At 73.6% G+C, this 23,424-nt stretch carries 23 protein-coding genes and 2 pseudogenes; 10 read left to right on the top strand and 15 right to left on the bottom strand.

Annotated features, from left to right (window positions below):
* Window positions 1-69 precede the first annotated feature (69 nt).
* From HOP40_RS35540 to HOP40_RS21505, 3 genes and pseudogenes are all read right to left on the bottom strand, one after another.
* Window positions 70-354, bottom strand: coding sequence for an AMP-binding enzyme (locus HOP40_RS35540; protein WP_205346858.1), 285 nt, complete (start codon window positions 352-354; stop codon window positions 70-72).
* 223 nt (window positions 355-577) lie between these two features.
* Window positions 578-1,594, bottom strand: a pseudogene (locus HOP40_RS36835) (AMP-binding protein); the annotation flags it as partial.
* A complete protein-coding gene (locus tag HOP40_RS21505) occupies window positions 1,591-2,586 on the bottom strand; it encodes an acrylyl-CoA reductase family protein (protein WP_172161374.1) in 996 nt (331 codons plus the stop codon). The pseudogene HOP40_RS36835 and the gene HOP40_RS21505, both read right to left, overlap by 4 nt.
* 133 nt (window positions 2,587-2,719) lie before the next feature.
* On the opposite strand from HOP40_RS21505, the gene HOP40_RS21500 reads away from it, so the two are divergent.
* Both HOP40_RS21500 and HOP40_RS21495 read left to right on the top strand, forming a co-directional pair.
* Window positions 2,720-3,616 (top strand): SDR family NAD(P)-dependent oxidoreductase, encoded by an 897-nt coding sequence (locus HOP40_RS21500; RefSeq protein WP_172161372.1) that lies wholly within the window; start codon window positions 2,720-2,722, stop codon window positions 3,614-3,616.
* A gap of 9 nt (window positions 3,617-3,625) precedes the next feature.
* On the top strand, window positions 3,626-4,366 hold the full coding sequence (locus HOP40_RS21495) for an alpha/beta fold hydrolase (RefSeq protein ID WP_172161370.1): 741 nt from the start codon (window positions 3,626-3,628) through the stop codon (window positions 4,364-4,366).
* A 7-nt stretch (window positions 4,367-4,373) separates the two neighbouring features.
* Here the strand turns inward: HOP40_RS21495 and HOP40_RS36015 are convergent, their stop codons facing one another.
* The 4 genes from HOP40_RS36015 to HOP40_RS21475 all read right to left on the bottom strand — a co-directional run bounded on the left by HOP40_RS36015 (window position 4,374) and on the right by HOP40_RS21475 (window position 7,989).
* Window positions 4,374-5,111: a helix-turn-helix transcriptional regulator gene (locus HOP40_RS36015; RefSeq protein WP_172161368.1), complete on the bottom strand. Its 738-nt coding sequence runs from the start codon at window positions 5,109-5,111 to the stop codon at window positions 4,374-4,376.
* Between the two features lie 100 nt (window positions 5,112-5,211).
* Window positions 5,212-6,021, bottom strand: a complete 810-nt coding sequence (locus HOP40_RS21485; protein WP_172161366.1) for an enoyl-CoA hydratase-related protein — start codon at window positions 6,019-6,021, stop codon at window positions 5,212-5,214.
* A gap of 15 nt (window positions 6,022-6,036) precedes the next feature.
* Window positions 6,037-6,873 carry a class II aldolase/adducin family protein gene (locus HOP40_RS21480; RefSeq protein ID WP_240157191.1) on the bottom strand — a complete coding sequence of 279 codons (837 nt, stop codon included), beginning with the start codon at window positions 6,871-6,873 and terminating at the stop codon, window positions 6,037-6,039.
* A 27-nt stretch (window positions 6,874-6,900) separates the two neighbouring features.
* Window positions 6,901-7,989, bottom strand: coding sequence for a sugar ABC transporter substrate-binding protein (locus HOP40_RS21475; RefSeq protein ID WP_172161364.1), 1,089 nt, complete (start codon window positions 7,987-7,989; stop codon window positions 6,901-6,903).
* Window positions 7,990-8,867: 878 nt separating this feature from the next.
* Here HOP40_RS21475 and HOP40_RS36830 point away from each other — a divergent pair.
* The 5 genes and pseudogenes from HOP40_RS36830 to HOP40_RS21460 form a co-directional block, all read left to right on the top strand.
* Window positions 8,868-8,969, top strand: a pseudogene (locus tag HOP40_RS36830) (ABC transporter permease subunit); the annotation flags it as partial.
* Between the two features lie 4 nt (window positions 8,970-8,973).
* The gene (locus HOP40_RS36005) at window positions 8,974-9,255 is read left to right on the top strand and encodes an ABC transporter permease (protein WP_240157189.1); all 282 of its coding nucleotides are present in this window, start codon (window positions 8,974-8,976) and stop codon (window positions 9,253-9,255) included.
* Window positions 9,252-10,778 (top strand): sugar ABC transporter ATP-binding protein, encoded by a 1,527-nt coding sequence (locus tag HOP40_RS21470; protein WP_240157188.1) that lies wholly within the window; start codon window positions 9,252-9,254, stop codon window positions 10,776-10,778. The genes HOP40_RS36005 and HOP40_RS21470 overlap by 4 nt, the downstream gene beginning before the upstream one ends.
* A 152-nt stretch (window positions 10,779-10,930) precedes the next feature.
* Entirely contained in the window at window positions 10,931-12,580 is a 1,650-nt protein-coding gene (locus HOP40_RS21465) for a flavin-containing monooxygenase (protein ID WP_172161354.1), read from the top strand.
* Window positions 12,581-12,821: 241 nt separating this feature from the next.
* On the top strand, window positions 12,822-15,065 hold the full coding sequence (locus tag HOP40_RS21460; RefSeq protein ID WP_172161352.1) for an ATP-binding protein: 2,244 nt from the start codon (window positions 12,822-12,824) through the stop codon (window positions 15,063-15,065).
* A gap of 93 nt (window positions 15,066-15,158) precedes the next feature.
* Here the strand turns inward: HOP40_RS21460 and HOP40_RS21455 are convergent, their stop codons facing one another.
* The 6 genes from HOP40_RS21455 to HOP40_RS21430 all read right to left on the bottom strand — a co-directional run bounded on the left by HOP40_RS21455 (window position 15,159) and on the right by HOP40_RS21430 (window position 19,275).
* A complete protein-coding gene (locus HOP40_RS21455; RefSeq protein WP_172161350.1) occupies window positions 15,159-15,560 on the bottom strand; it encodes a nuclear transport factor 2 family protein in 402 nt (133 codons plus the stop codon).
* A 269-nt stretch (window positions 15,561-15,829) separates the two neighbouring features.
* Entirely contained in the window at window positions 15,830-16,279 is a 450-nt protein-coding gene (locus HOP40_RS21450) for a DUF6640 family protein (RefSeq protein WP_172161337.1), read from the bottom strand.
* Window positions 16,276-16,884 carry a TetR family transcriptional regulator gene (locus tag HOP40_RS21445; protein WP_172161335.1) on the bottom strand — a complete coding sequence of 203 codons (609 nt, stop codon included), beginning with the start codon at window positions 16,882-16,884 and terminating at the stop codon, window positions 16,276-16,278. The genes HOP40_RS21450 and HOP40_RS21445 overlap by 4 nt, the downstream gene beginning before the upstream one ends.
* A 44-nt stretch (window positions 16,885-16,928) precedes the next feature.
* Window positions 16,929-17,849 carry an NADP-dependent oxidoreductase gene (locus HOP40_RS21440; RefSeq protein WP_172161333.1) on the bottom strand — a complete coding sequence of 307 codons (921 nt, stop codon included), beginning with the start codon at window positions 17,847-17,849 and terminating at the stop codon, window positions 16,929-16,931.
* Entirely contained in the window at window positions 17,846-18,244 is a 399-nt protein-coding gene (locus HOP40_RS21435) for a nuclear transport factor 2 family protein (RefSeq protein WP_172161331.1), read from the bottom strand. Before HOP40_RS21435 ends, HOP40_RS21440 begins: the two co-directional genes overlap by 4 nt.
* 242 nt (window positions 18,245-18,486) lie before the next feature.
* Window positions 18,487-19,275 (bottom strand): helix-turn-helix domain-containing protein, encoded by a 789-nt coding sequence (locus HOP40_RS21430; protein WP_205346857.1) that lies wholly within the window; start codon window positions 19,273-19,275, stop codon window positions 18,487-18,489.
* Between the two features lie 161 nt (window positions 19,276-19,436).
* Between HOP40_RS21430 and HOP40_RS21425 the strand changes: the two genes are divergently transcribed.
* Together HOP40_RS21425 and HOP40_RS36000 are read left to right on the top strand one after the other, a co-directional pair.
* The gene (locus tag HOP40_RS21425) at window positions 19,437-20,192 is read left to right on the top strand and encodes an SDR family NAD(P)-dependent oxidoreductase (RefSeq protein ID WP_172161329.1); all 756 of its coding nucleotides are present in this window, start codon (window positions 19,437-19,439) and stop codon (window positions 20,190-20,192) included.
* Window positions 20,193-20,514: 322 nt separating this feature from the next.
* Entirely contained in the window at window positions 20,515-20,691 is a 177-nt protein-coding gene (locus HOP40_RS36000) for a hypothetical protein (protein WP_240157187.1), read from the top strand.
* Window positions 20,692-20,730: 39 nt separating this feature from the next.
* On the opposite strand, the gene HOP40_RS21415 is transcribed toward HOP40_RS36000, so the two are convergent.
* Window positions 20,731-21,876 carry a thiolase C-terminal domain-containing protein gene (locus HOP40_RS21415; protein ID WP_172168768.1) on the bottom strand — a complete coding sequence of 382 codons (1,146 nt, stop codon included), beginning with the start codon at window positions 21,874-21,876 and terminating at the stop codon, window positions 20,731-20,733.
* Between the two features lie 2 nt (window positions 21,877-21,878).
* Window positions 21,879-22,289: a Zn-ribbon domain-containing OB-fold protein gene (locus HOP40_RS21410; RefSeq protein WP_172161327.1), complete on the bottom strand. Its 411-nt coding sequence runs from the start codon at window positions 22,287-22,289 to the stop codon at window positions 21,879-21,881.
* A gap of 195 nt (window positions 22,290-22,484) precedes the next feature.
* On the opposite strand from HOP40_RS21410, the gene HOP40_RS21405 reads away from it, so the two are divergent.
* On the top strand, window positions 22,485-23,417 hold the full coding sequence (locus HOP40_RS21405) for an SDR family NAD(P)-dependent oxidoreductase (RefSeq protein ID WP_172161318.1): 933 nt from the start codon (window positions 22,485-22,487) through the stop codon (window positions 23,415-23,417).
* Window positions 23,418-23,424: the final 7 nt, after the last annotated feature.

The following is a 23,424-nucleotide window of genomic DNA, read 5'->3' as shown; positions in this document are numbered from 1 at the left end:
TGTCCCGGACGCGTGGTCCACGCTAGGAACGGGGCCGGGCGCGGCACAGTGCACCAAGGTGCACACCGGTCAGCGGAGCCTGCGGGTGCGCACGCCGAGACGGCGCACGTCGGCGCGGTCGATGGCGCGCTTGAGGATCTTCCCCGTGCTGCCCTTCGGGAGGGCGTCCACGACGTGGTAGATCCGCGGCACCTTGTAGTCGGCCAGCCGCACCGCGATCCAGTCGCGCAGCGCGTCGGCGTCGATCCCGGCTCCCGGGCGCGGTGCGACGACCGCCGCCACCTCCTCGCCGAGGCGCTCGTCGGGGAGGCCGATCACCGCGGCCTCGCGCACGGCCGGGTGCTCGTACAGCACCTCCTCGACCTCGCGGGGGTAGACGTTGTAGCCGCCCCGGATGACGAGGTCCTTCTTCCGGTCGACGACCCACAGGTGCCCGTCGGCGTCCAGGAGGCCGAGGTCGCCGGTCAGCAGCCGGCCCTCCCGCAGGGACCTCCGCGGTCGCCTCCGGGCGGCCCCGGTAGCCGCGCATCACCACCGGCCCGCGGATCGCGATCTCGCCCACGGTGCCGACGGGCACGGGAGCTCCGTCGGGACCCCGGACGGTGACCTCCACCCCCCGCAGGGCGCGGCCCACGCTGCCGGGCCGGCGCTCCTCGTCCGGCCGGCACAGCGTGGCGACGCCCGTCGCCTCGCTGAGCCCGTAGCCCTCGAGCAGGACGGCCCCGAAGCGCTCCCGCACCGCCCGCGCCACCTCCGTCGGCAGCGGCGCGCCGCCCGACAGCGCGATCCGCAGCCCTGGCGGTCCGGCACCCGGGTCCGCGTGCAGCATGTCGGTCCACATCGTCGGCACGCCCGCCACGACCCCGAGCCGGTGCTCGACGGCGAGCCGCAGCAGGCGGCCCGGGTCGAACGGCCGCAGCAGGGAGAGCGTCCCGCCGCAGCGGAACGCCGAGCCCATGACCACGACCTGGCCGTAGACGTGGAACAGCGGGAGGGCCGTGCCGAGGCGTTCGCCCTCCCCCAGCCCGAGCGCGTCGACGACGCAGGCGGTCGCGGCCGCGATGCCGCCGCGGGTGAGCTCGGCACCCTTCGGTCGACCGGTCGTCCCGGACGTGTACAGCAGGACCGCGACGTCGTCCTGTGCGCGGGGCACCACCTCGGCCGCGGGACCCCCGGGCTCCAGCACCGCCTCGTCGAGCAGCCAGACCGGCACGCCGTGGTCCCGGCCCGCGGCCAGCACCGGGCCCGCCGTCCCCGTCCAGCCGATCGCGAAGCAGCAGTCGGCGTCGAGGAGGAAGTGGGCGAGCTCCGGCTCGGTGCACAGCGTGTTCACGGTCACGGCGACGCCGCCGGCGGCGAGGATGCCGTGGTACGCGACCACGAACTCCGCCGAGGTCGGCGCGACCAGCAGCACCCGGCCCCCCGGCGGGACCCCGGCGTCGACCAGCCGCCGGGCCGCGGCGGCGGCGAGCCGGGCCAGCTCGGCGTAGGTCCACGTGCGCTCGCCGACCCGCAGTGCACAGCGGTCGGGGGCCCGTCGGGCCCACCCGAACAGCCCGGCGTCCGCGGACGCGGCGGCGGCCGGGTCCGTCACGCGCGCACGTCGACGACGAGCCGACCGCGCACGGTTCCTGCCATGACCGCCCGGGACCGCTCGGCCGCCTGCTCCAGTGGCACGACCTCCGTGATCCCGCGCAGCGCGGCCAGGTCCAGGTGGTCCGCCAGCAGCTGCCAGGCGTCCCGCCGCAGCTCGGGCGGGGCGTGCACCGAGTCGATCCCGGCCAGCGTGACGGCGCGGGAGATGAACGGCACCACCGACGTCGGGAGGTCCACACCCATCGCCATCCCCATCGCGGCGACGGTGCCGCCGTAGCGCGTCCGGGCCAGCACCGTGGCCAGCGCCCGGCTGCCGAGCGTGTCGATCGCGCCCGCCCAGCTCGCCCGCCCGAGCTCGCCGTCGCCGAGCAGCTCGAGCCGGTCGACCACCGAGCTGGCCCCCAGCCGCAGCAGCGACTCCTCCTCCATGCGGCGCCGGCCGGTCGACGCCACCACCTCGTGGCCGAGCGCCGCCAGCAGGAGCACCGCGATCGACCCGGCTCCCCCGGCGGCGCCGGTCACCAGCACCGGTCCGCTGCCGGGCTCGACGCCGTTGCCCCGCAGGGCCAGGACGGCGAGGGCGGCGGTGTAGCCGGCGGTCCCGATCGCGGCCGCGGACAGCGCGTCGATCGGCTCCGGGACCGGCGTCACCCACGCGTGCGGGACCCGTGCCCGCTCGGCGAGGCCCCCGGGGTGGTCGGTGCCGAGCCCGTTCCCGTTCACCGTCACGAGCCGGCCCACCGGCACCTCCGCGACGCCCGACTCGACCACGGTCCCGACGAGGTCGATCCCCGCGGTCATGGGGAACCGGCGGACCAGCCCGAACCGGCCCGACATGATCAGCCCGTCCTTGTAGTTGAGGTCCGACCAGCGCACGTCGACGACGACGTCGCCGTCGGGGAGGTCGGCGTCGAGGCGCTCGACCAGGCGGACCGCGTACCCGTCCCCGTCCTCGTCGACCTCCAGGGCCCTGAAACTCCGCACGGACATCTCCCTTCGCGAGGAGCCCCAAGGTAGGAAGGCCGCGACGGCGCCGGACAGTGCACGAAGGTGCACTGTCCGGTCCACCCGCTCCGTTCCTACGGTCGGACCGCGCGGGACACGCCGGGCGGGAGGAGGACCGATGGACACGTTCACGGGGAAGCTCGCGGTCATCACGGGCGGCGGCGCCGGCATGGGGTCGGACCTGGCGAGGATGCTCGCGGCGGAGGGGTGCGGTGTCGCCCTCTGCGACGTGTCGGAGGCCAACCTCGAGGAGACCCTGGAGCGCTGCCGCACCGACGCGGCGCCGGGCACCCGCGTGACGTCCTGCGTCGCGGACGTCTCGTCCGAGGCGGACCTCCGGGCCTTCCGCGCCCACGTCGAGCAGGCGCACGAGACCGACCACGTCGACCTGCTGTTCAACAACGCCGGCATCGGGGGCGGGGGGTACAGCTTCGTCTCCGAACCGCGCGAGCAGTGGGAACGCGTCTTCGACGTCAACTGGCGCGGTGTCTACCTCGGGGTCCGGGTCTTCCTGCCGCTGCTGATGCGGAGCGAGCGGGCCCGGATCGTCAACACCAGCAGCGTCAACGGCTTCTGGGCGGGGCTCAGCCCCACCGAGTCGCTGGTCGCCTACAGCACCGCGAAGTTCGCCGTGCGCGGCTTCAGCGAGGCGCTGATCAGCGATCTCCGGCTGCGGGCCCCGCACGTCGGCGTGTCCGTGGTGATGCCGGGGTACGTCGGGACCTCACTGGTCCGCAACTCGATGACCTACCTCGGCGACGCCGGCGACGGGACCGGCGCGATCGACCGGAGCTTCCGCGCCAACGCCCCCACGACCTCGGAGTCGGCGGCCGGGGAGATCCTCGACGGCGTGCGCGCGGGCGAGTGGCGGATCCTCGTCGGTGACGACGCCAGGATCCTGGACGAGGCGGTCCGCGCCGACCCGCTGGCGGTGTACGAGCCGGACTTCTTCGAGCGGATGCGGGCGCGCGGGGTGTTCGCCACGATGCCGGAGCCCCCGGCGGGATCTCTCTAGGGGACTGCCATGCCGATCGTCTTCGTCCACGGGAACCCCGAGACGACCTCCGTGTGGAGGCCGCTCCTGACCGAGCTGGAGGTCCGCGGCGTCACCGACGCGGTGCTGCTGTCCCCTCCGGGGTTCGGCGCGCCCGTGCCGGCCGGCTTCGGCTGCACGGCGCCGGAGTACCGGACGTGGCTCGTCGGTGAGCTCGAACGGATCGGGGAGCCGGTCGACCTCGTCGGGCACGACTGGGGCGCCGGCCACCTGTACGCGGTGGCGGCGACGCGCCCGGACCTGCTGCGCTCCTGGGTCGCCGACTGCTCCGGCATCATCCATCCCGACTACCGCTGGCACCCGGCCGCCCGGACCTGGCAGACGCCCGGGGACGGCGATGAGCTCGTCGCGCAGATGGTCGCGATGACCGGCGACGACCTCGTCGCCAGCGACGACGTGCCGGCGGGCCTGGCACCGAGCATCGCGGAGCACTTCGACGAGACGATGGGTCGCTCGATCCTCGCGGTCTACCGGTCGGCCGTGCAGCCCTACATGCGCGAGCTCGGGGACCGGCTCGCGGCCGCGCCGCGGACCCGCTCGCTGGTCGTGCACACGCCCGCGGACCCGTACACGATGCCCGAGCTCGCGCCGGCGGTGGTCGAGCGCCTCGGCAGCGAGGTGTGCACGCTGCACGGCTGCGGGCACTGGTGGATGTGGGAGCGGCCGGCCGAGGCCGCCGAGGCGATGGTCGACTTCTGGGCGCGCGGCTGAGCGCCGGCTACGACACGGCCGGGCGGCGGTAGCGCGCCACGTACTCCGCACGCGAGCGGCACCCGGTCGTCGCGAGGATCCGGCTGACGTACTTCTTCACCGTGTCGAGGCTCAGGTACAGCGTCGCGGCGATCTCCTTGTTGGACCGCCCCTCGCAGACGAGGGCCGCGACCTCCTGCAGCCGCCCGCTGAGCGCCGGCGGCGCGGGCTCCTCCGCGACCGGCATCCTCCTGCTGATGGCCGACAGCTGCCGCGAGAGCATCCGCAGCGCGGCCGCGTCCACGTCGTCGACCAGGCCCGGCTCCGGGTCGGTGATCCCCACCAGGGCGTGCCCTCCCTGCGGGAACTGCAGGTGCATCACCGCGGAGGAGCGGTAGCCCCAGCGGCGCATGTGGCCGTCGATGTACCGGCGTCCCCAGTCCGGCATCGACGTGAGCCGGTCGATGTCGCTGAAGCCGTCACGGTCCAGCGCCCGGCACGACTCGTCGGAGGAGAGCACGTCGATCTTGTGCCAGCGGTCGCGGTACCCCGGCCAGCTGACGGCGCACGACCCGCGCAGCGCGGGCGACCGGTCGGCGAACACGTCCTGGATGGTCGGGCCGGCGAAGCAGGTGAGGTGGCGGTAGGAGAAGGCGGAGCCGAGCGAGTCGAGGACGACCTCCTTGAAGTCCTGGACCGTGCGGGCCGCGTCGCAGCGCTCGAGCACGGTGAAGATCCGCTCGTACTGCTCGGAGGGTAGCTGCACGCCCGTCGCCTCCGATGCCTCCATTGGCACTGCCTCTCGCCGTCACGCGCGCCGGCCCGTCCAAGTCAAGAGGAGCTCGCGCGGGATTTCAAGGGCCCGATCAGCGCAGGGCCAGCCCGGTGAACGCCGGCGGCCGCTTCTCCCGGTAGCTGGTCACGCCCTCCGCGAAGTCGGGATGGCCGAACGACTGCAGCATCCGCCGGTCCGCCTCGTCGACCGCCTCGGGGAACGTGCTCACGGCCGCGGCCGCGAGCTGCGCCTTCACCGCCGCCACGGCCGCGGGTGAGCAGTGGTCCGCCAGGTCCTGCCCGTAGGCGACCGCGGTGTCGAGCAGCTCGCCGGGGTCGACGACCCGGTCGACGAGGCCCATGGCCAGGGCCTCCTGACCCGGCACGACCCGGGCGGAGAGCAGCAGGTCGGCGGCGCGGCTGTGACCGACGAGCCGCGGCAGCAACCACGCCGCGCCGTACTCGGCGATCAGTCCCCGGCGGGTGAAGGACGACGTGAACTTGGCGGTGGGCGTGGTGAAGCGCAGGTCGCAGTACAGCGCCTGGACGAACCCCAGGCCGGCGGCCGCCCCGTTGACCGCCGCGATCAGCGGTTTGCGCATCAGCAGCGGACGGTGGCAGGGGACGGTGCGCACGGGTGCCGCCGCCTCGCCCGCGCCCGTGAGCACGTCGAGCTCGTCCATGTCGGCACCGGCGCAGAAGCCGCGCCCGGCGCCCGTCACGACGACGACCCGGACGTCCGGGTCGGCCTCCGCCTCGTCGAGCAACGAGAAGTACCGGCGCTCCAGGCCGGCGTTCCACGCGTTGAGGCGCTCGGGGCGGTTCAGCGTCAGGACGAGCACCCCGCCCCGCCGCTCGGTCAGCACCGTGTCGGTGTCCGGCTGGGTGGCTGTGTCGCTCACGGGAGGTCTCCTCGCTCAGTCGAACAGGTCGGGATCGGTGTGGCGGACCTCGTCCCACAACGGCTGGAAGTTGAACCAGCCGGCCCACGGGGTGCCGTTCTGCTGCGCGGTGTACGCCGCCCACTCGTGCCGGATGGGCAGGGGCTCCCCCGCCGCCATCGCCATGAGCTGGGCCTGGCAGGAGCGCTCCAGGGAGAGGAACCAGAACACCGCTTCGTCGAGGGTGCGCCCGACGGTGAACAGGCCGTGGTTCTGGTGGATCGCGGCCTTGCACGACCCGAGGCCCGCCGCGACCTGGCGCCCCGCCTCGATCTCGAGGACGACGGCACCCCCCTGCTCGGTGACGACGGCGTGGTCCCCGTAGAAGGTGCACGCGTCCTGCGTCAGCGGGTCGAGCGGGATCCCCAGGGAGCTGAACGACTTGCCGTACGGCGAGTGCGCGTGGGCCGCGGCCACCACGTCCGGACGCGCCTGGTGGATCGCGGAGTGCAGCACGAACGCGGCGCGGTTGACCTGCCGGGACCCGTGCACGACGTCGCCGTCGTGGTCGACGAGGACGAGGTCGCTGACCCGCATGTGCCGGAAGCCGACGCCGAAGGGGTTGACCCAGAAGTGGTCGGGCCACTCCGGGTCGCGCACGGTGATGTGGCCGGCCACGCCCTCGCCGAAACCGAGGCGGCCGAAGATCCGCAGCGCGCCGGCGAGCTTCTGCCGGCGGTGCAGCCGTTCCTCCTCGACGGTTCCGGACGTCGGCGGTCCGGGGAGCGGCGGGAGCTCCTGCCGCGTGAGGGGGACACCGTCGAGGTACCTCACGGCCCCCGCGGTCCGTGCGCCGTCCGTCTCCGTCGTCACGATCGATCCTCTCGTCGGTGTCACGGCTCAGCCCGCGTAGAACGGCGTGAGGCCGGTCCCCTGCGGGACCCCGCCGGCCGGGACGTTCGCCGAGGTGATCAGCGGGGCGTCCACGTAGAGCTGCGCGTTCTGCGGCGGGGCGGCCCCGCCGATGATCTTCCCGAGCTGCGTCAGCACCACGTTGGACACGGCCACCATGTCGTTCACGACCGTGGCGCCCTGCGGGCCGCCCTGCCGGATCGAGTCCAGGTTGGCCTCCTCGCCGTCGATGGAGACGACGAAGACGTCGTCCCGGCCCGCCGACTCGATCGCCGAGACGGCGGCGAACCCGCCCTGGTCCCAGCCCACGAAGACGGCCCCCAGCTCACCGCCCTGCGGGTACTTCGTCAGCAGGTTGGCGGTCGTGTTCTGCACGTCGGGGACCGAGGAGTCGGCGTTCACCTCGTGGCGCAGCAGGATCGGCGTCCCGAAGTAGTCGGCCTGGGTCGTCACGCACAGCTCACGCTCGCGGAGGTTGGCGAGCGGGGTGTAGCCGAAGATCGCGATCCCCTTGCCCCCGCCGGTCGCGGCGAGGCGCTGCTGGATGTAGGTGGCGCACCGGTTGCCCGAGATGAACTCGTTGGCGCCCACGTCGAACGCGAGCCCGGGAGCGACCCCGCAGTAGAAGCCGCCCACCGGGACACCGGCCCGGTTCGCCGCCGCCAGTCCCTCGGTGATGTTCGCCGCCTCGGTGTTCGCGACGACGATCGCGTCGAACCCGGTGTCGGCCCACACCCGCATCGTGTCGTTGGTGCGCGCCAGGTCGAACGCCGTGCTCACCGACTGCAGCGCGAACCCGTGCTCGGCGGACAGCTCCGTCATGATCTGCACGCTGCGGGCCACGGTCGGTCCCTGCAGGTTGATGCCCACCACCCCGATCTGCTTGCCCTTCAGGCTCGCGAAGTCGGCGGCGGTGAAGGAGGCACCCGTCGCGGTGCTCGCCGCTCCGGGGGCGGCCGCGGTGCTCGCGGCGGTGCCGCCGCTGGTGCTGCAGGCGGTCAGCGCCAGACCCGCGCCCACCCCGGCCGTGCCGGCGAAGAACGAACGCCGGGAGAGCGGGTTGCCGTCTCGTGTCATCGTGTGGTTCTCCCTCGGGCAGTGAAGTCCTCCGCGACCGCTCGGCCTGCGCTGGCGGAACGGTACGACCGGCCCCGGGGGCCGGACAGTGCACCAAAGTGCACGCGTGCGGGCGCGCCACCTCATGCACTTTGGTGGACTGTCAGCGGCCCCCACCAGCTCCTACGTTCGGGTTCCCGCACGACCGCCGCCGTTGTCGGCCGACCCTGGAGCCGCCTGATGAACGCCTCGACCGGTGCACCGCTGACCACGACGACGAGCGGCGGGAAGCAGGGAACCGGTGGTGCACCTCCGGGCACCGCCCCGCCGACGGGGCCCGCCCGAGGACGGGAACTGCTGCTGCTGCTCTCCCGCTACGGGACGCTGGTCGGGCTGGTGCTCATGCTGGCGGTGTTCTCCTGGACCGCCGACTCGTTCCTGTCCGGCAGCAACGTCGCCAACGTGCTCAAGGCGTCGGCGGCGATGGGCGTCGTGTCGATCGGGCTCACCATCGTGCTGGTCCTGGGCGACTTCGACCTCTCCATCGGCTACACCGCCACCGCGGCCGGGATGCTCGCCGCCGGCACGGCGCAGACCTACGGGATGGCCGGCGGCACCGCTGCAGCGCTCGGGTTCGGCCTCGCCGTCGGGGTCGTCAACGGGCTCGTCGTGACCCGGCTGGGCGTCTCGGCCTTCATCACCACGCTCGGCGTCGGGCAGATCATCGCGGGCTGGTTGCTCGCCTACCGCGACGGGGTCCAGGTGTCCGGCGACCTCCCGCCGGACTTCACCACGCTGGGCCGGGGCGGGGTCGGGCCGGTCCCCTACCTCGTGATCCTCGGTTCGTGGTGGCCGTGGCGGCGTACCTCCTGCTGGAGCGCACGGTGGTCGGCCGCCGGATGTACGCCGTCGGCGGCAACCCGGTCGCGGCCCGGCTGTCCGGCATCGACAACAAGCGCGCCCGGCTGATCGCCTTCGCCGTCAGCGGGCTGCTGGCGGGCCTGGGTGGGCTCATGCTCACCTCGAGCCTCGGCGTGGGCAAACCCGACGTCCGCCCTGAGCTACCTGCTGCCGGCGTTCGCCGCCAGCTTCATCGGCGCGGCGACGCTGCGGGACGGGCAGTTCCACGTCGGCGGGACGATCGTCGGCGTCCTCATGCTCAGCTTCCTCGCCAACGGGCTGGTCGTCGCCGGGGTCGAGCGGGCGTGGACGACGGCGGCGCAGGGGATCGTGCTCGTCGCCGCCGTCACGATCAGCACCTTCGCCCGTCGGGTGGCCGCACGATGACCGGGCCGCAGGTGCCGTTCCGCGTCCGCGGGGTGGGCAAGAGCTTCATGGGGGTGCGGGCCCTCTCCGACGTCGACCTCGACATCCGCGCGGGCGAGGTGCACGGGCTGATCGGCCAGAACGGCGCCGGCAAGTCGACGCTGATCAAGATCCTCGCCGGGGTGCACCGACCGGACGCGGGCACGATCGAGGTCGACGGCGTCGAGGTCGCGTTCGCCGACGCGGCGGCGTCCACCGCGGCCGGTATCGCGGTGCTGCACCAGGAGCCGCAGGTCGTCGCGGAGATGGCGGTGTACGAGAACGTGTACCTCGGCCTGCGGCCGCCCACCGTCGGGCCGCTGATCCGCCGGTCGGAGATGCGCCGCAGGTGCGCCGAGATCCTGGCCAGGCTCGGCGTCGAGCTCGACGTCGACCAGCGCATCTCGGCCCTGTCGGCGGCGCAGACCCAGATGGTCGGCCTGGGGCGCTGCCTGCTGCTGGGCGCGCGCCTCATCATCATGGACGAGCCGACCGCGTCCCTCGGGGCGCACGAGGTCGAGCAGGTGTACCGGGTCGTCGAGCGGCTGCGCGCCGACGGGCTGAGCGTCGTCTACGTCTCGCACCGGCTCGACGAGATCGCCGCGCTCTGCGACCGGGCCACGGTGCTGCGCGACGGCGAGCTGGTCGGACGGCTGGAGCACGACGACCTCCAGGACCGGCACCGGCTGGTGCAGCTCATCCTCGGCGTCGAGCCGTCCGAGCTCGTCCGGGCGGCTCCCCACGAGCGCGGCGCGGTCGCGCTCACGACGCACGGGCTGTGCTGGAAGAACCGCGTCGTGGACGTCGACATGACCCTCCACCGCGGCGAGGTGACGGGCCTCGCCGGCTTCGTCGGTGCCGGCCGCTCCGAGCTGGCGCACCTGCTGTTCGGAGCGGTGCGGCCCGACGCCGGCCGGATCGAGATCGGCGGGAAGGTCCTCAGGGCGACGTCCCCGGCGCAGGCGATCCGTCGCGGGGTCGCCCTGATGCCGGAGGACCGCAGGCACCAGGCCTCGGTCCCCGAGTGGACGGTGCGCGAGAACCTCACCCTGGCCGCGCTGTCCTCGTTCGCCTCGGCGGGCTTCATCCGCCGGAAGAGGGAACGCCGGCGCTACGACGCCGACCGCGACCGGTTCGGCATCAAGGCGGTCGGCTCGGAGAGCCGGTTCGGCCACCTCTCCGGCGGCAACCAGCAGAAGGTGGTGATCGCCAAGTGGCTCGCGACCGACGCCGACATCCTCATCTTCGACGAACCCACCCAGGGCGTCGACGTCGGCGCGCAGACCGAGATCCACCGCCTCGTGCGCGAGACCGCCCGCGAGGGCCGCGCGGTCCTGTTCATCTCCAGCGACCTCGAGGAGACCCTGCGGGTCAGCGACCGGCTCCTGGTCATGCGCGAGGGACGGCTGGTGGCGGACGTGCCGTCGAGGGACACGACGCTGCAGCAGGTCCTCTCCCACTGCTTCGGCGGCGTGCAGGACCCGCTGCAGGGGGTTGCGGGCTGATGCGGGAGCCGTACCTGCCCGAGTGCACCGGGTAGTGGATGCCGTAGTTCTGCCCTCGCCCGGTGCCCCCGGCGGGACGAGCGTGACCTGCGTCTGCGGTCCTCGCAGGAGGACGGGCAGCAACACCTGGTCACCACGGGAAGGACACGTGCATGACGGTCAAGACCGATCACGACTGCATCATCATCGGCGCCGGCTTCGCGGGACTGCGCGCACTGATCGAGACGCGGCGGCGGGGGCTCACCGCTCGGCTCATCGAGGCGGGCTCCGACGTCGGCGGCACGTGGCACTGGAACCGCTACCCCGGCGCTCGCACGGACTCCGAGAGCTGGGTGTACTGCTTCAGCTTCGACGAGGACCTGCTGCAGGACTGGGTCTGGCCACAGCGCTACCCCGACCAGCCGGTCATGCAGAGCTACCTGTCCCACGTGGCCGACCGCTTCGACCTGCGACGTGACATCGACCTCGGCACGCGGGTCGAGCGCGCACGGCGCGACGACGCCACGAACACCTGGACGGTGGAGACCGACGCCGGGAACACGCTGCGCTGCACCTACCTGATCCCCGCGGTCGGCCCGTTGTCGGCGGCGTACGAACCGCCGTTCCCGGGGATCGAGTCGTTCCGCGGGGAGCGGTACCTGACCGCCCGCTGGCCGGTGGAGGAGGTCGACTTCAGTGGGAAGCGCGTCGCGGTCATCGGCACCGGCGCCACCGGCGTGCAGCTGATCCCCCAGGTCGCGCAGAGGGCCTCGCACCTCACGGTCCTCCAACGCACGCCCAACTACGTCATGCCGGCCCGCAACGGCCCGATCGACGCCGACCAGCAGAAGGCGATCAAGGCCGACTACCCGGCGATCTGGGAGCAGGTGCGGGGCCAGGTCTTCGGCTTCCCCATGAACCCCGCCGGTCGCGTGTTCTCCGACGTCGACGACGACGAGGCCCGGCGCGTCCTCGAGCACGGCTGGGAGATCGGCGGCTTCCGGTTCCTGTTCGAGACCTTCGACGACCTCCTGGTCGACCAGCGCTGCAACGACGTGGCGTCCGAGTTCGTGCGCGACAAGATCCGCGCCATCGTCCACGACCGCGAGACCGCCGAGCTGCTCGCCCCGAAGAACCACCCCCTCGGCTCCAAGCGCCCCCCGCTGGGCCACCACTACTACGAGACCTACAACCGGGACAACGTCTCACTGGTCGACATCAGCGCCAACTCGATCGAGGCGATCACCGAGACCGGGCTGCGACTGGCCGACGGCAGCACTCACGACGCCGACATCCTGATCTTCGCCACCGGGTTCGACGCCGCGACCGGCGCGCTGACCGCGATCGACATCCGCGGTAGCGACGGCCGCTCGCTGGGCGAGGTCTGGGCGGACGGCGCGCGGACCCACCTCGGGATCGCGGTCACCGGTTTCCCGAACATGTTCGTGCTCGGCGGTCCCGGATTCCCCTTCGGCAACTTCCCGCCGACCACCGAGTTCGCGGTGGAGTGGACCGCCGACGCCATCGACCACCTCCGGACGAACGGGCACGACGTCATGCAGGCCGACCCCGACGCCATGGACGCCTGGAGCCGCAAGCTGCAGGAGATCGTCGACGCCACGGTGCTGGGCCAGGGCGAAGCGGTGCACACCTGGTTCCTCGGAGCGAACGTGCCGGGCAAGGCCCACGTCCCGCTGTTCTACCTCGGGGGCATCCCGGGCTACTTCGCCGAGCTGAGGGAGTCCGCCGACAACGGCTACTCCGGCTTCACGTTCTCCCGGGTGGCCGGGGCGGATCCGGAGGAGGTCGCCCTGCGGGTCTGACCCCGTCGTCGGCGTCCGCTACCTGGTCTGCGGACCCAGGTAGTGAGGCGCTGGCCCGGGGTGCCCCGATCTGCTTCCATGGCGGGGGTCGGTGGCCCCTTGGGACCTCCGCCGACCGGGCACCGCGATGGGGCGGGAGGGTGATGGGATGGGCGCCGGCCCGGGCAGCAGAGCGACCCTCCCTGCGGACCTCACGAGCTTCGTCGGCCGTCGTACGGAGATCACGGCGGCTCGCCGGCTGATGCGGTCGCACCGGCTGGTCACGCTGTGCGGGATCGGTGGTGTCGGCAAGACCCGGCTTGCGCTGCAGTGCGCGGAGGGCGGGGCCGGCCGCTTCCGGGACGGTGTCGTCCTGATCGAGCTCGCGCCGGTCCGGCAGCCGGAGCTGGTGCCCACGGTCGCCGCGGAGGCCCTGGGGTTGGCGGACTCCTCGTCGCGGCAGCGGATCGAGGTGGTCGTGGACCACCTGAGGGACAAGCAGGCGCTGCTGGTGGTCGACAACTGCGAGCACGTCCTGGAGGCCACCGCGGCGCTGCTCCAGGCGGTGCTCCGGGCCGCACCCGATGTGCAGGTGGTGGCCACCAGCCGTCAGCAGCTGGGGGTGCCCGGCGAGGTCGTGCTGCCGGTGGACCCGCTGCCGCTCCCCGCCGAGGGCGTCGTCGTCCACCGCGACTCGATCGAGGCCCACCCGGCGCTCGACCTGTTCGTCCGACGGGCGGAGTCGTCGGTGCCCGGCTTCGACCTGGACGCGGTCGACGGGACCGACCTCATCGCCATCTGCCACCGGCTGGAGGGCATCCCGCTGGCGCTCGAGCTGGCCGCCGTGCGCCTGAAGGTGCTGTCGGCGAGCCAGCTCCGGGAGCGGCTGCACAAGCGCCTGCCGGTGCTCACGCACGGGATGACCACCAGCCCACCCCGCCAGCACACGCTCCGGGCCACCATCGACTGGACCTACGAGCTCTGCGATCCGGCCGAGCAGCAGCTGTGGCGGACGGCGTCAGCGTTCCCGGGTGGGTTCACGCTGACCTCGATCGAAGCCGTCACCGGCGTGACGGGGGCGGACGAGCACGCGCTGCTGGAGGCGCTCACCGGCCTCGTCGACCGGTCCGTGCTGCTGCGTTCGGACGAGCGCGGTGTCGTGCGGTTCCGGATGCTGGAGACGATCCGCGAGTACGGCCTGGAACTGCTCGACGAGACCGGGGAGAGCGCCGGCGTGCGCGAGCGCTTCCTCGACTGGTGCCAGGGCCTCGTGGCGGACTTCTCGGCCAACTGGTTCACGCCGCGGGCCCGCACCTGGTTCCGGAGGCTGCGCGACGAGCACCTCAACCTGCGGGCGGCGCTGGAGCTGTGGTCGACCGACGAGGACCAGGTCGCGGTGGCGCAGCGGGTCGCCGCCGACCTGTGGTCCTACTGGATCGCCTCGTCACTGCCCGAGGGCAGGCTGTGGCTCGCCCGGGTCGTGGCGCAGCCGGGTGACCCGGTCCAGTGGCGACGGGCGATGACGACCTACGGCTTCGTGGCGGCGCTGCAGGGCGAGCAGGCCGAGGCCGGCGGCATCCTCGGCACGAGCCTCGCCTCCGCCCGCGAGGCGGACGACCGGGCGGGCGTGGCCGTCGCGACGCACCTCCTGGGCGTCAGCGCCTTCTTCGCCGGCGACCAGGAGCTCGCCCACACACTGCTGAGCGAGGCCGGGGACCGCTACGCCCAGGTGGAGGTGCACCCGGGTTGGCTGGTGTCCCTGCACGTGCACACCGGTCTGATGATGGTGTTCGACGGCGCGTCGGACGGCGCCGCGGCGCAGTTCGAGCAGGGCCTCGCCCTGTGCCGCGAGGCCGGGGACCGCTGGCTGCGCGGGTACGTGCTCTTCGGCCTCGCGTTCGTGGCGTTCGAGCGGCACGACCGCCCGGAGGCCCTCCGCCTGCTGCGCGAGTGCCTCGACGACCGCGAGGAGGGTGACCTGCTCGGCTCCGCCCTGGCGCTCGACCTGGTCGCCTGGACCTTGGCGGCGGACGGCGACGGCGAGCGCTCGGCCACCGTGCTCGGCGTCGCCTCCCGGTTGTGGGGCACCTTCGGCCAGGACCTCTACGGCTCCGCGGGCTGGATCGAGCGGCGCCGCACGTGCGAGCACCGGGCGCGCCGGGCGGTAGGAGACCGCCGCTTCGAGGCCGCCTACGCGAGGGGCGTCGCCCTCTCCCGCTCCGGGGGGTTCGTCAGCTTCCTGGACGGGGACGCACGACCGGCCCGGCACGGGGACCGGATGGAACGGGCGGCTCGACTCACCCGCCGTGAGGGACAGGTCGCCCGACTCGTCGCCTCGGGCCTGTCGAACCGGGACATCGCCGCGCGGCTCACGCTGTCGACCCGGACCGTCGAGGGTCACGTGCAGCAGGTCCTGGTGAAGATGGCCTTCACCTCCCGGACCCAGATCGCGGCCTGGCTGGCCGGTGGGGCCGAGCCCGCGCCGGACCCCGTCGCCACGCGCTGACCCTCCCGGTCGGCGCGTGACGAAGTCCGAGGCCGGACCGAGCCGGGAACGCGATCACCCCGGCGATGCCCGTGGCACTCCCACGTCCGGTCCTCAGCCGTACTCGTGGTATTCGACGACCTTGTCGTCCGGCCCGAACCGGTAGACGGTGCAGAACTCGAGGGTGAAGGTCTCGCCCGCCGCCGCGATGCCCGGCACGTCCGCAACGGCGGTGCCACCCCACTCCTGCTCCCGCACCACCAGGTTGCCGGCTTGGAAGATCCGGGTGGCGGGACGCAGCCGCCGGTCCGGGATGAGGTCCGCCGCGAAGCCCTTCAGGGTCTGGATGAAGGCGTCCCGGTCGGTGAACCCGAACCCGCGGTTGTGGTGCACGAACCGCAGGTCCGGGGCGAAGAACTCCTGGTAGGCGTCGAAGTCCTGGGCGTTGTAGGCCTCGATCGCCTTCTCGACGACCGCGGTCAGATCACGCCCGCTCGTCTCGTGGTGGCTGCGCAAGGTGGTGCCTCCCCTGTCGAGGACGGATGGGACCTGCCGGTGTCCGGCATCGCGTCCACCGTGCGCCACGCCCGGTACCCCCACCAGCGCGGTCGTACGCGGTCGACTACCTGCGGTCCACGGGCAGGTAGCGCCCCGCTCGTACGGGCCGACCGGAACCGGGCCGGGCGGCAGCGCCGCGTCAGGGACGCATCCCGGCGGGCGCCACCCTCACCCCCGGTCCTCGACGCCGCGGTCGGGCGGCGGCCGGACCTCGCGGCGCAGCGCCCCTAGCCGGCGCGGTTCGCGCGGCGCCCCAGCGCGAGCGAGGCCCCCAGCAGGGACAGGCAGACCGACCCCACGAGGATGTTGACCTCGACGCCCAGGACGGTGTTGGCCGGCGAGTCGCGGAACTCCTCGTCGACCAGCGCGGTGCCCGGGAACGCGGCCGCGCCGTACATCCCCACCCAGGGGGCGGACAGCATCGCCGTCGCCGTGAGCAGGTTGTGGTCCGGGTCGCCGTGGGGGGTGGTCACCAGCCGCAGACCGACGACGCCGAGCACCGCGCTCATGACGATGTACTGGGCGTTGTGGAACTTCGCGTGCCCGGGCCAGCGGGGGTTGCGCAGGTGCTGGCGGGCCGTCACGGGCAGCAGGGCGTCGACGACGAGCGGCCCGACGGTCGTCCCCACCGCGATCAGGCCGACCAGTGCGCGCGACGCCCTCCTCGCCGCGCTCACGAGGACCCTCCGGTTCGGGTGGGGCTCGCCACCGAGCCGGCCCGACCGGGAGGCACGAGGGCCCCGAGCACGGCCATCGCGGCGGCGACGAGCTCGGCCAGGTCCGCCTCGCCGTCGCCCTCGACCCACCGGGCGTAGGCGACGGAGAACACCTGGGTCCCCACGCGCGCGGCGAGACGGGCCTCGCCCTCCTCCACCCCGCGGCGCTGCAGGGCGTCGACGAACCCCGTCGCGATGGCGTGCTGCTTGACCAGGTCGCGTTCCAGCAGTCCCGGGTTGGCCGCGATCACGGCCTGGCGCCGGCGCAGCACCTCCGTGCCGGGGGCGCCCCAGTCGAAACCGGCCAGGACCGCGGTCACGGCGCGCAGCGGCTGCGAGACGTCGGGGGCGTCGAGGACCTCCTGCACGAGCGCGGCGCGGATCCGCTCCGACTCGGCGAACAGCACCTCGGCCTTGTCCGAGAAGTACCGGAAGAACGTGCGGGTCGTGACCCGCGCGCGGTCGGCGATCTCGACGACGCTCGTGCTCTCGAAACCGCGTTCCTCGAACAGCTCCAGTGCGGCCCTCGTCAGCCGGTCCGCACTGCCCTCTTCCCAGCGGGGCATGCCGTGCACCCTACGGGGCAGCACGATCGCGCCGGCTCCGCCGCTCACGGCGCGCCCGCCTCCCCCGCGACGACGACGACGGTCCGTCCCGCGGCGTGCCCGGCGTCGTTGTGCGCCTGCGCCGCCGCGGCGTCGGCCAGGAGGAACGTCGACCCGACCGGCATGCGCAGCACCCCGTCGACGTGCAGCGCGGCGGCGGCCCGCAGCGCGGCGGGGACGTCGGCGGGTGCGAAGGAGACCTGCGCCCCGAGCTGCGGAGCGGTGAAGTCGGCGATGGACACGACCCGGGACGGGTCGCCCGTGAGCGCGATGCACTCCGCGATGACCCCCGACCCGGACACGTCCAGCGCGGCGTCGACCCCGTCCGGTGCCAGCGCGCGGACCCGGTCGACGAGCCCGTCGCCGTACGTCGTGGGCAGGGCACCCAGCCCGCGGAGGTAGTCCTGGTTGGCCGGGCTCGCGGTGCTGACGACGGTGATCCCCCGCTGCCGGGCGATCTGGACGACGGCCGTGCCGACGCCACCCGAGGCGCCGCTCACCAGCAGCGTGCGACCGGGCTCGAGGCCGACCAGGTCGAGGACGCGGAACGCCGTCTCGACCGGGACCGGGTACCCGGCGGCCTCCTCGAACGCCAGGCTGTCCGGCTTGACCGCCCACGCGTCGAGCACCGCGTGCTCGGCGAGGACTCCGGTGCCGACGCCGAACACCGCGTCGCCGACCTGGACGCCGGACACCCCGTCGCCGACCTGGTCGACCACGCCGGAGGCGTCCGAGCCGGTACCGCTGGGCAGTGCGACGTCGAACACCCCGGCCATGCGGCCCGAGCGGATCTTCCCGTCCAGGCCGTTGATCCCGACCGCGCGCACCGCGATGCGGACCTGACCCGGCCCGGCGTGCGGCTCGTCGACGTCGACGAGGGCGAGGACGTCCGGGGGGCCGAACCGCTCGAACCGGATCGCCTTCACGCCGCCCTCCCGGTGGCCAGTGACGTGACGACCCGGTGCGCGATCCGCCAGCGGCCGTCGTGCCGGCGCACCGCGTCGACGTGGTCCACGCTGAGGATCGAGCCGTCGGCCATGATCATCAGGCCCTTGGAGCGCACCGCCACCTCGTCCGGGCCCACCGGCGCGAGGACGACGTTCGTCACGTGGTGCGCCAGCGGGGCCCGGGCGCCGAGCGCGGTGAACGCGGCCCGGACGGCCTCGATGCCCTCGAAGACCCCCACTCCGGCATCGGCGAGGTCGTAGACGACGTCCGGGGTGACGACCTCCCCCAGGCGGTCCAGGTGCGCCCCGTCGACGATCTGTCCGAGGAGGGACAGGACCTCGGTGATCTGCAGGCGGTCGTCGGTGCTCGGCATCGGAGCCTTCCGTTCCCGTGGGGCCCACCGCGGTGATGTTCCCGCCCCACGCTGTTGTCGCGGCGTGACATCAACTTAGCACCGATGTCGCGCCGCGACATCACCTCTGCGTCGACGGTCGAGACTCCTGTGCGCGAACGGCCGGCGATGCCGAGGCCGCTCCTCGGTGGACGTCCTGGGTGGACCCCACCGAGGATCGGGGTCTGCCGGACCGGTAGCCACGGCCCACCGGTCCGAGGATGTCAGCCGGCGGGCGCGTAGATCACGATCCAGTGGTCCCGCTCGGTGTCATGCAGCATCTCGCTCTGGAAGGTCAGCCACCCCCGTAACGGGTGGTGCAGGTGCTTCTCGGCGGACCGCCCCGTCGCGACCTCACCCCGGGTCCAGAGGTCCCGGAACCCCGCGCTCGACGCCGAGAGGTCGGCGACCAGGGACCGCAAGCGCTCGTCGTCGGGGTACCGGCCCAGCGCCGAACGGAGCTCGGCGGTGGCCCACCGCGCGTAGCGGTCGGCCCCCTCCTCCCCGAGGACGTGGCGGGCCGCGGCCGTGAACCCGTGGTGGACGATGTTGCGCCGGTACTCGCCCGCGCCGGGCAGCGGCCCGAGGAGCTCGGCGGCGGCGGCGTTGCGGGCCAGCACGTCCAGCCGTCCGTCGTGCACGGTGACGGGGACGGTCTCGTCGAGCCCGCGGAGGAGCCTGAGGAGTCCGGGTCGGATCTCGCTGTCCGGGGCGAGCGGCTCGGGGGGCAGCTCGCCCGCGAGCCGGAACACGTGGTCCCGGGCGCCGGGTGCGAGGCCGAAGGCCCGGGCCAGCGCAGTGAGGACCTCCCGCGACGGGCGCGGCGCCCTGCCCTGCTCCAGGCGCGTGTAGTACTCGACGGAGATCCCCGCGGCCTCGGCCAGCTCCTGGCGTCGCAGGCCCGGCACCCGCCGCCGTGACACGCGCCCGGCGGCGGGCCGGTCGGGCGGCGCCATCGCCGTCCGGCGGTGACGCAGGTACTCCCCGAGGTCTGCCCTGATCCGCGCCGGCACGACTCCCATCATGCCCCCGGCCGTCCGGTGGGTGGCCCTGCCGGTACCAGCCTCGACGGGGTCTTCCCGTCGGCCCGGCGGGCTCGGACAGTCGTCGAGGAGAGCGGCCGGCGTCCGGTTCGCACTCGTCCCGCAGCAGCACCAGGAGATGGAGGATCCCCGTGAGCACGACCCGCACCGCTCTCGTCACCGGAGCCAACCAGGGCATGGGCAGGCAGGTGGCGACGGAGCTGGTCGCCGACGGCGTCGCCGTGTTCGTCGGCTCCCGCGACCTCGCCCGCGGGGAGGCGGCGGCCGCCGAGATCGGCGAGGGGGCCACCGCGCTCCAGCTCGACGTGACCGATGCAGCGTCGATCGCCGCGGCCGTCGGGCGGATCCGGCGGGAGGCCGGCCGTCTCGACCTCCTCGTGAACAACGCCGCCGTCTCGACCACCCGCGCCGCCACCGGAGGTCTCGCCGAGCTCCGCGCCCTGTCGACGGCGAGCATCGCCCCGCTCGACGACCTGCGGGCCGTCTGGGAGGTCAACGTCTTCGGCGTCCTCGCGGTCTACCAGGCCGTGCTGCCGCTGCTGCGCGAGTCCTCGGACGCGCGCATCGTGAACGTGACGAGCGCGCTGGGCTCGCTGACGACCGCCGCCGACCCGGCCTCCCCGCTGCGCTCGGCCTTCGAACCGGTCTACTCCGCGTCGAAGGCCGCGCTCAACGCGGTGACGCTGTCCATGATGATCGAGCTGGAACCCACCGACATCAAGGTCAACCTCGTCTCGCCGGGGTTCGCGAACACCGCACTGGTCAACTTCGAGGGCACGGAGTCGGTCGAGGACGCCTCCCGCGAGGTGGTGCGCGTCGCCCGCCTGGGGCCGGACGGGCCGACCGGCACCTTCACGCTCTGGCCGGGCGTCGACATCCCCTGGTGAGGCGCCGGGCGCCCGGGCGACGACGAGCGGCCGCGGATCGGCGAGCCACGGATCGGCGGGCCGTGGATGTCGCGCCCGACGGCCCGGAGAGTCGGTGCAGCACACCCATCGACAGCAGGAGCGACGACGTGCCGCGCACCCCGACCACCCTCTCCGTCCCCGACCTCTCCGGCCGGCGCGCCGTCGTCACCGGGGCGAGCGACGGCGTCGGCCTCGGCATCGCCGCCCGGCTCGCCGCCGCCGGGGCCGAGGTCGTCATGCCCGTCCGCAACCCGGCCACTTCGCCCTCGTCGGGCGCCTGCTCCCGCTGCTGCCCGCCCTGGTGGCCGCGACCGCCCAGGACTCCCGCGGCGGCCAGCTCTACGGGCCGCGGGGGTTCGGGAACCTCGGCGGCCCGCCCGCGGAGCAGAGGCTGTACCCCACCCTGACGAGCGCCGAGGAGGCCCGGCGGGTCTGGCAGGTCTCCGAGCGGCTGACGGCGGTGTCCGTCACGGCATGAGGAGCACGCGGCCGGTGACGACGACGCAGCGGACGACCCTCAGGTCCGGTTGCCGAGCACGAGCGCCCCGGCCGCGCCGAACATCATCCCCACCCCCTGGACGACGCTGACCTCGACGCCCGGCACCTGCCGGAACGCCTCCCCGCGCAGCTGGCGGACCGCCTCCTGGATGGCGAACATGCCGTACTTGCCGGTGTGGGTGTAGGACAGCCCTCCGCCGTTGGTGTTCATGGGCAGGGCCCCGCCGGGCCGCGTGCCGCCGTCGGCGACGAACGCGCCGGACTCGCCCCGGCCGACGAACCCGGAGTCCTCCAGCATGTACAGGGGCAGGTGCGCGAACGCGTCGTAGAACATCACGTGGTCGACGTCGGCGTGGGTGATGCCGGCCGTCCGCAGGGCCTCACCGCAGGCGGTGCGGAAGGCACCGAACGATCCGAGGTCGTCCATCTGCGAGACGATCGGGGTGCCGCCGGCCTCCCCGGACCCCAGGAGGTGGACCGCGCGGTCGGCGCTCGGCAGGTCCCGGGCCCGTTCCGCGGAGGTCATGACCAGAGCGCCTCCCCCGTCGGTCACCACGCAGCACATGTCCCGGGTGAAGGGGTAGGCGATCTCGCGCGCCGCGAGCACGTCGTCGGCGGAGATCCTCCGGTTGCGCGCGGCCCGGGGGTTCCCGTCCGACCACTCCCGCTGGGCCGCGACGACCTCGGCGAGGTCGCGCCGTGTCATCCCCCGCTCCTCGAGGAAGGCGAGCACCGGGGTGGTGAAGGTCGCGAAGGGGGCCCCGGCCCCGAAGGGCTGCTCGAACTGTCCCGACAGGGAGGCGGGATCGGGGGCCCACGGCCGGGTGCCCACCCCGGACCGGCCGGACTCCCCGTGGGTGATCAGGACGACGTTCGCGGCGCCCGCCGCGATCGCCGCGGCGGCGTGCCGGACGTGCAGCATGAAGCTGCACCCCCCGACCGAGGTCCCGTCGATCCACCGGGGACGGATGCCGAGGTAGTGCGACACGTCGAACGGCGGCATCCCGTCGTTGGCGATGCCGTCGACGTCGTCCGGCCCGAGACCGGCGTCGGACAGCGCGCGCATCGCCGCTTCGGTGTGGAGCTGCAGGACCGACCGGTCCGGGAGCGTGCCGAGGTCCCGGGTCTCCGCCGCGCCGACGATGGCGACGTTCCCTCCGTGCATGCTCACGCGGCGACCTCCGCCGGCGCGAACAGGGGCAGGACCTGGTCGCCCCGCTCGCTGTACCGCACCCGGAGGGGCATCCCGAGGCGCAACGAGACGGGGTCGGTCTCGACCTCGACGAGGTTGGTCATCATCCGGGGCCCCTCGGCGAGCCGGACCAGCGCGATGATCTGGGACGCGCCCTCGAACGCCGGCCCGGGGCGACGGTTGATCACGTAGGACGCGAGCGTGGCCCGGCCCGAGACCTCCCGCCACTCGAGCTCGGCGGAGTGGCAGAACGGGCAGTAGCTGCGCGGGTAGAAGTGCGGCCGGCCGCAGGGGGTGCAGTGGGGAAGGCGCATGGCGCGGGCGCGCGTGCTCTCCCAGAACGGTGCGGTCTCGGGTGTGGGGCTCGGAACCGGTCCGGAGCTCATCTCGCCTCCCTCGGTCGTGCTCGGGCGCAGCCGGGAGCGGCGCCGACACCAAGCACGTCGAGGCGCAGCGTATACCCAACACGGGCGCCGGCGGCACAGATCGGCGCGGGATCAGGGGTTGTCGCCGACCGGTGCGCGTGTTTGTATACCGAACGGAACAGCAGCCGGAGTGGCTGCCGACACGGAGGAGTGTTCGTGGGAGTGCTCGACGGCCGCGTGGCCATCATCACCGGGGCGGGACGCGGGATCGGCGCGTCGATCGCCCGGCTCTACGTGAAGCAGGGCGCGAAGGTCGTGGTCAACGACCTCGGCTCGGCGGGGGACGGCACGGGCGCCGACAGCGGGCCGGCCCAGACCGTCGCGGAGCAGCTCAACGAGGAGGCGGGAGCGACCGTCGCGGTCGCCGACGGCGGCGACATCGCCGAGGTGGAGACCGGCGACCGCCTCCTCCAGACGGCCCTCGACCACTTCGGGAAGCTCGACGTCCTGGTGAACGCGGCCGGCATCCTCCGGGACCGGATGATCTTCAACCTGGCCCCCGCCGACTGGGACGCCGTCATCCGGGTCCACCTCCGCGGTCACTACTCCACGATCCGACCGGCATCCGCCCACTGGCGGGCGCAGCGCAACCCGGACGGGCACTACCGGATCATCAACTTCACGTCCGACTCGGGCCTGCACGGCTCCCCCGGCCAGCCCAACTACGCCGCCGCGAAGATGGGCGTCGTCGGCCTCACCCAGTCGCTGGCCAACGGCCTCGCGCGCTACGGCGTGACGGCCAACGCGATCGCCCCGGGAGCGGCGACCCGGCTGACGGCCGCCATCCCGGACGACAAGAGGGTCGCCGTCCGGGAGGACGGCCCGGAGGAGGACGCGCGCCGCTCCCCGGACAACATCGCCGCCGTCGTGGCCCACATCGGGAGCGAGCAGACCGACTGGCTGTCGGGACGGACCATCTCGAGCTCGGGCTTCCACGTCGGTCTCTACAACGTCCCGGAGGAGATCGCCTCCTTCGACGGCCGGTCGCCGTGGGAGGTCGAGGACCTCGGGGCCGCGTTCGAGAGCACGTTCCGGGCACTCGCCGACGGCCTCGCGCCGACGCCGTTCGCCATCCAGACCGCCAGGTAGAGGTGCG

The sequence above is a fragment of the Pseudonocardia broussonetiae genome (assembly GCF_013155125.1).
Taxonomy (GTDB): domain Bacteria; phylum Actinomycetota; class Actinomycetes; order Mycobacteriales; family Pseudonocardiaceae; genus Pseudonocardia; species Pseudonocardia broussonetiae.
This window is presented reverse-complemented; position numbering and strand designations above follow the sequence as displayed.

Coding starts and splice junctions, on each gene's coding strand:
- HOP40_RS21505 (WP_172161374.1), bottom strand. CDS start 2,586: ATGTCCGTGCGGAGTTTCAGGGCCCTGGAGGTCGACGAGGACGGGGAC.
- HOP40_RS21475 (WP_172161364.1), bottom strand. CDS start 7,989: ATGACACGAGACGGCAACCCGCTCTCCCGGCGTTCGTTCTTCGCCGGC.
- HOP40_RS21495 (WP_172161370.1), top strand. CDS start 3,626: ATGCCGATCGTCTTCGTCCACGGGAACCCCGAGACGACCTCCGTGTGG.
- HOP40_RS21465 (WP_172161354.1), top strand. CDS start 10,931: ATGACGGTCAAGACCGATCACGACTGCATCATCATCGGCGCCGGCTTC.
- HOP40_RS21435 (WP_172161331.1), bottom strand. CDS start 18,244: ATGCCGAGCACCGACGACCGCCTGCAGATCACCGAGGTCCTGTCCCTC.
- HOP40_RS21415 (WP_172168768.1), bottom strand. CDS start 21,876: ATGCACGGAGGGAACGTCGCCATCGTCGGCGCGGCGGAGACCCGGGAC.
- HOP40_RS21445 (WP_172161335.1), bottom strand. CDS start 16,884: ATGCCCCGCTGGGAAGAGGGCAGTGCGGACCGGCTGACGAGGGCCGCA.
- HOP40_RS21460 (WP_172161352.1), top strand. CDS start 12,822: ATGCGGTCGCACCGGCTGGTCACGCTGTGCGGGATCGGTGGTGTCGGC.
- HOP40_RS21410 (WP_172161327.1), bottom strand. CDS start 22,289: ATGAGCTCCGGACCGGTTCCGAGCCCCACACCCGAGACCGCACCGTTC.
- HOP40_RS21500 (WP_172161372.1), top strand. CDS start 2,720: ATGGACACGTTCACGGGGAAGCTCGCGGTCATCACGGGCGGCGGCGCC.
- HOP40_RS21470 (WP_240157188.1), top strand. CDS start 9,252: ATGACCGGGCCGCAGGTGCCGTTCCGCGTCCGCGGGGTGGGCAAGAGC.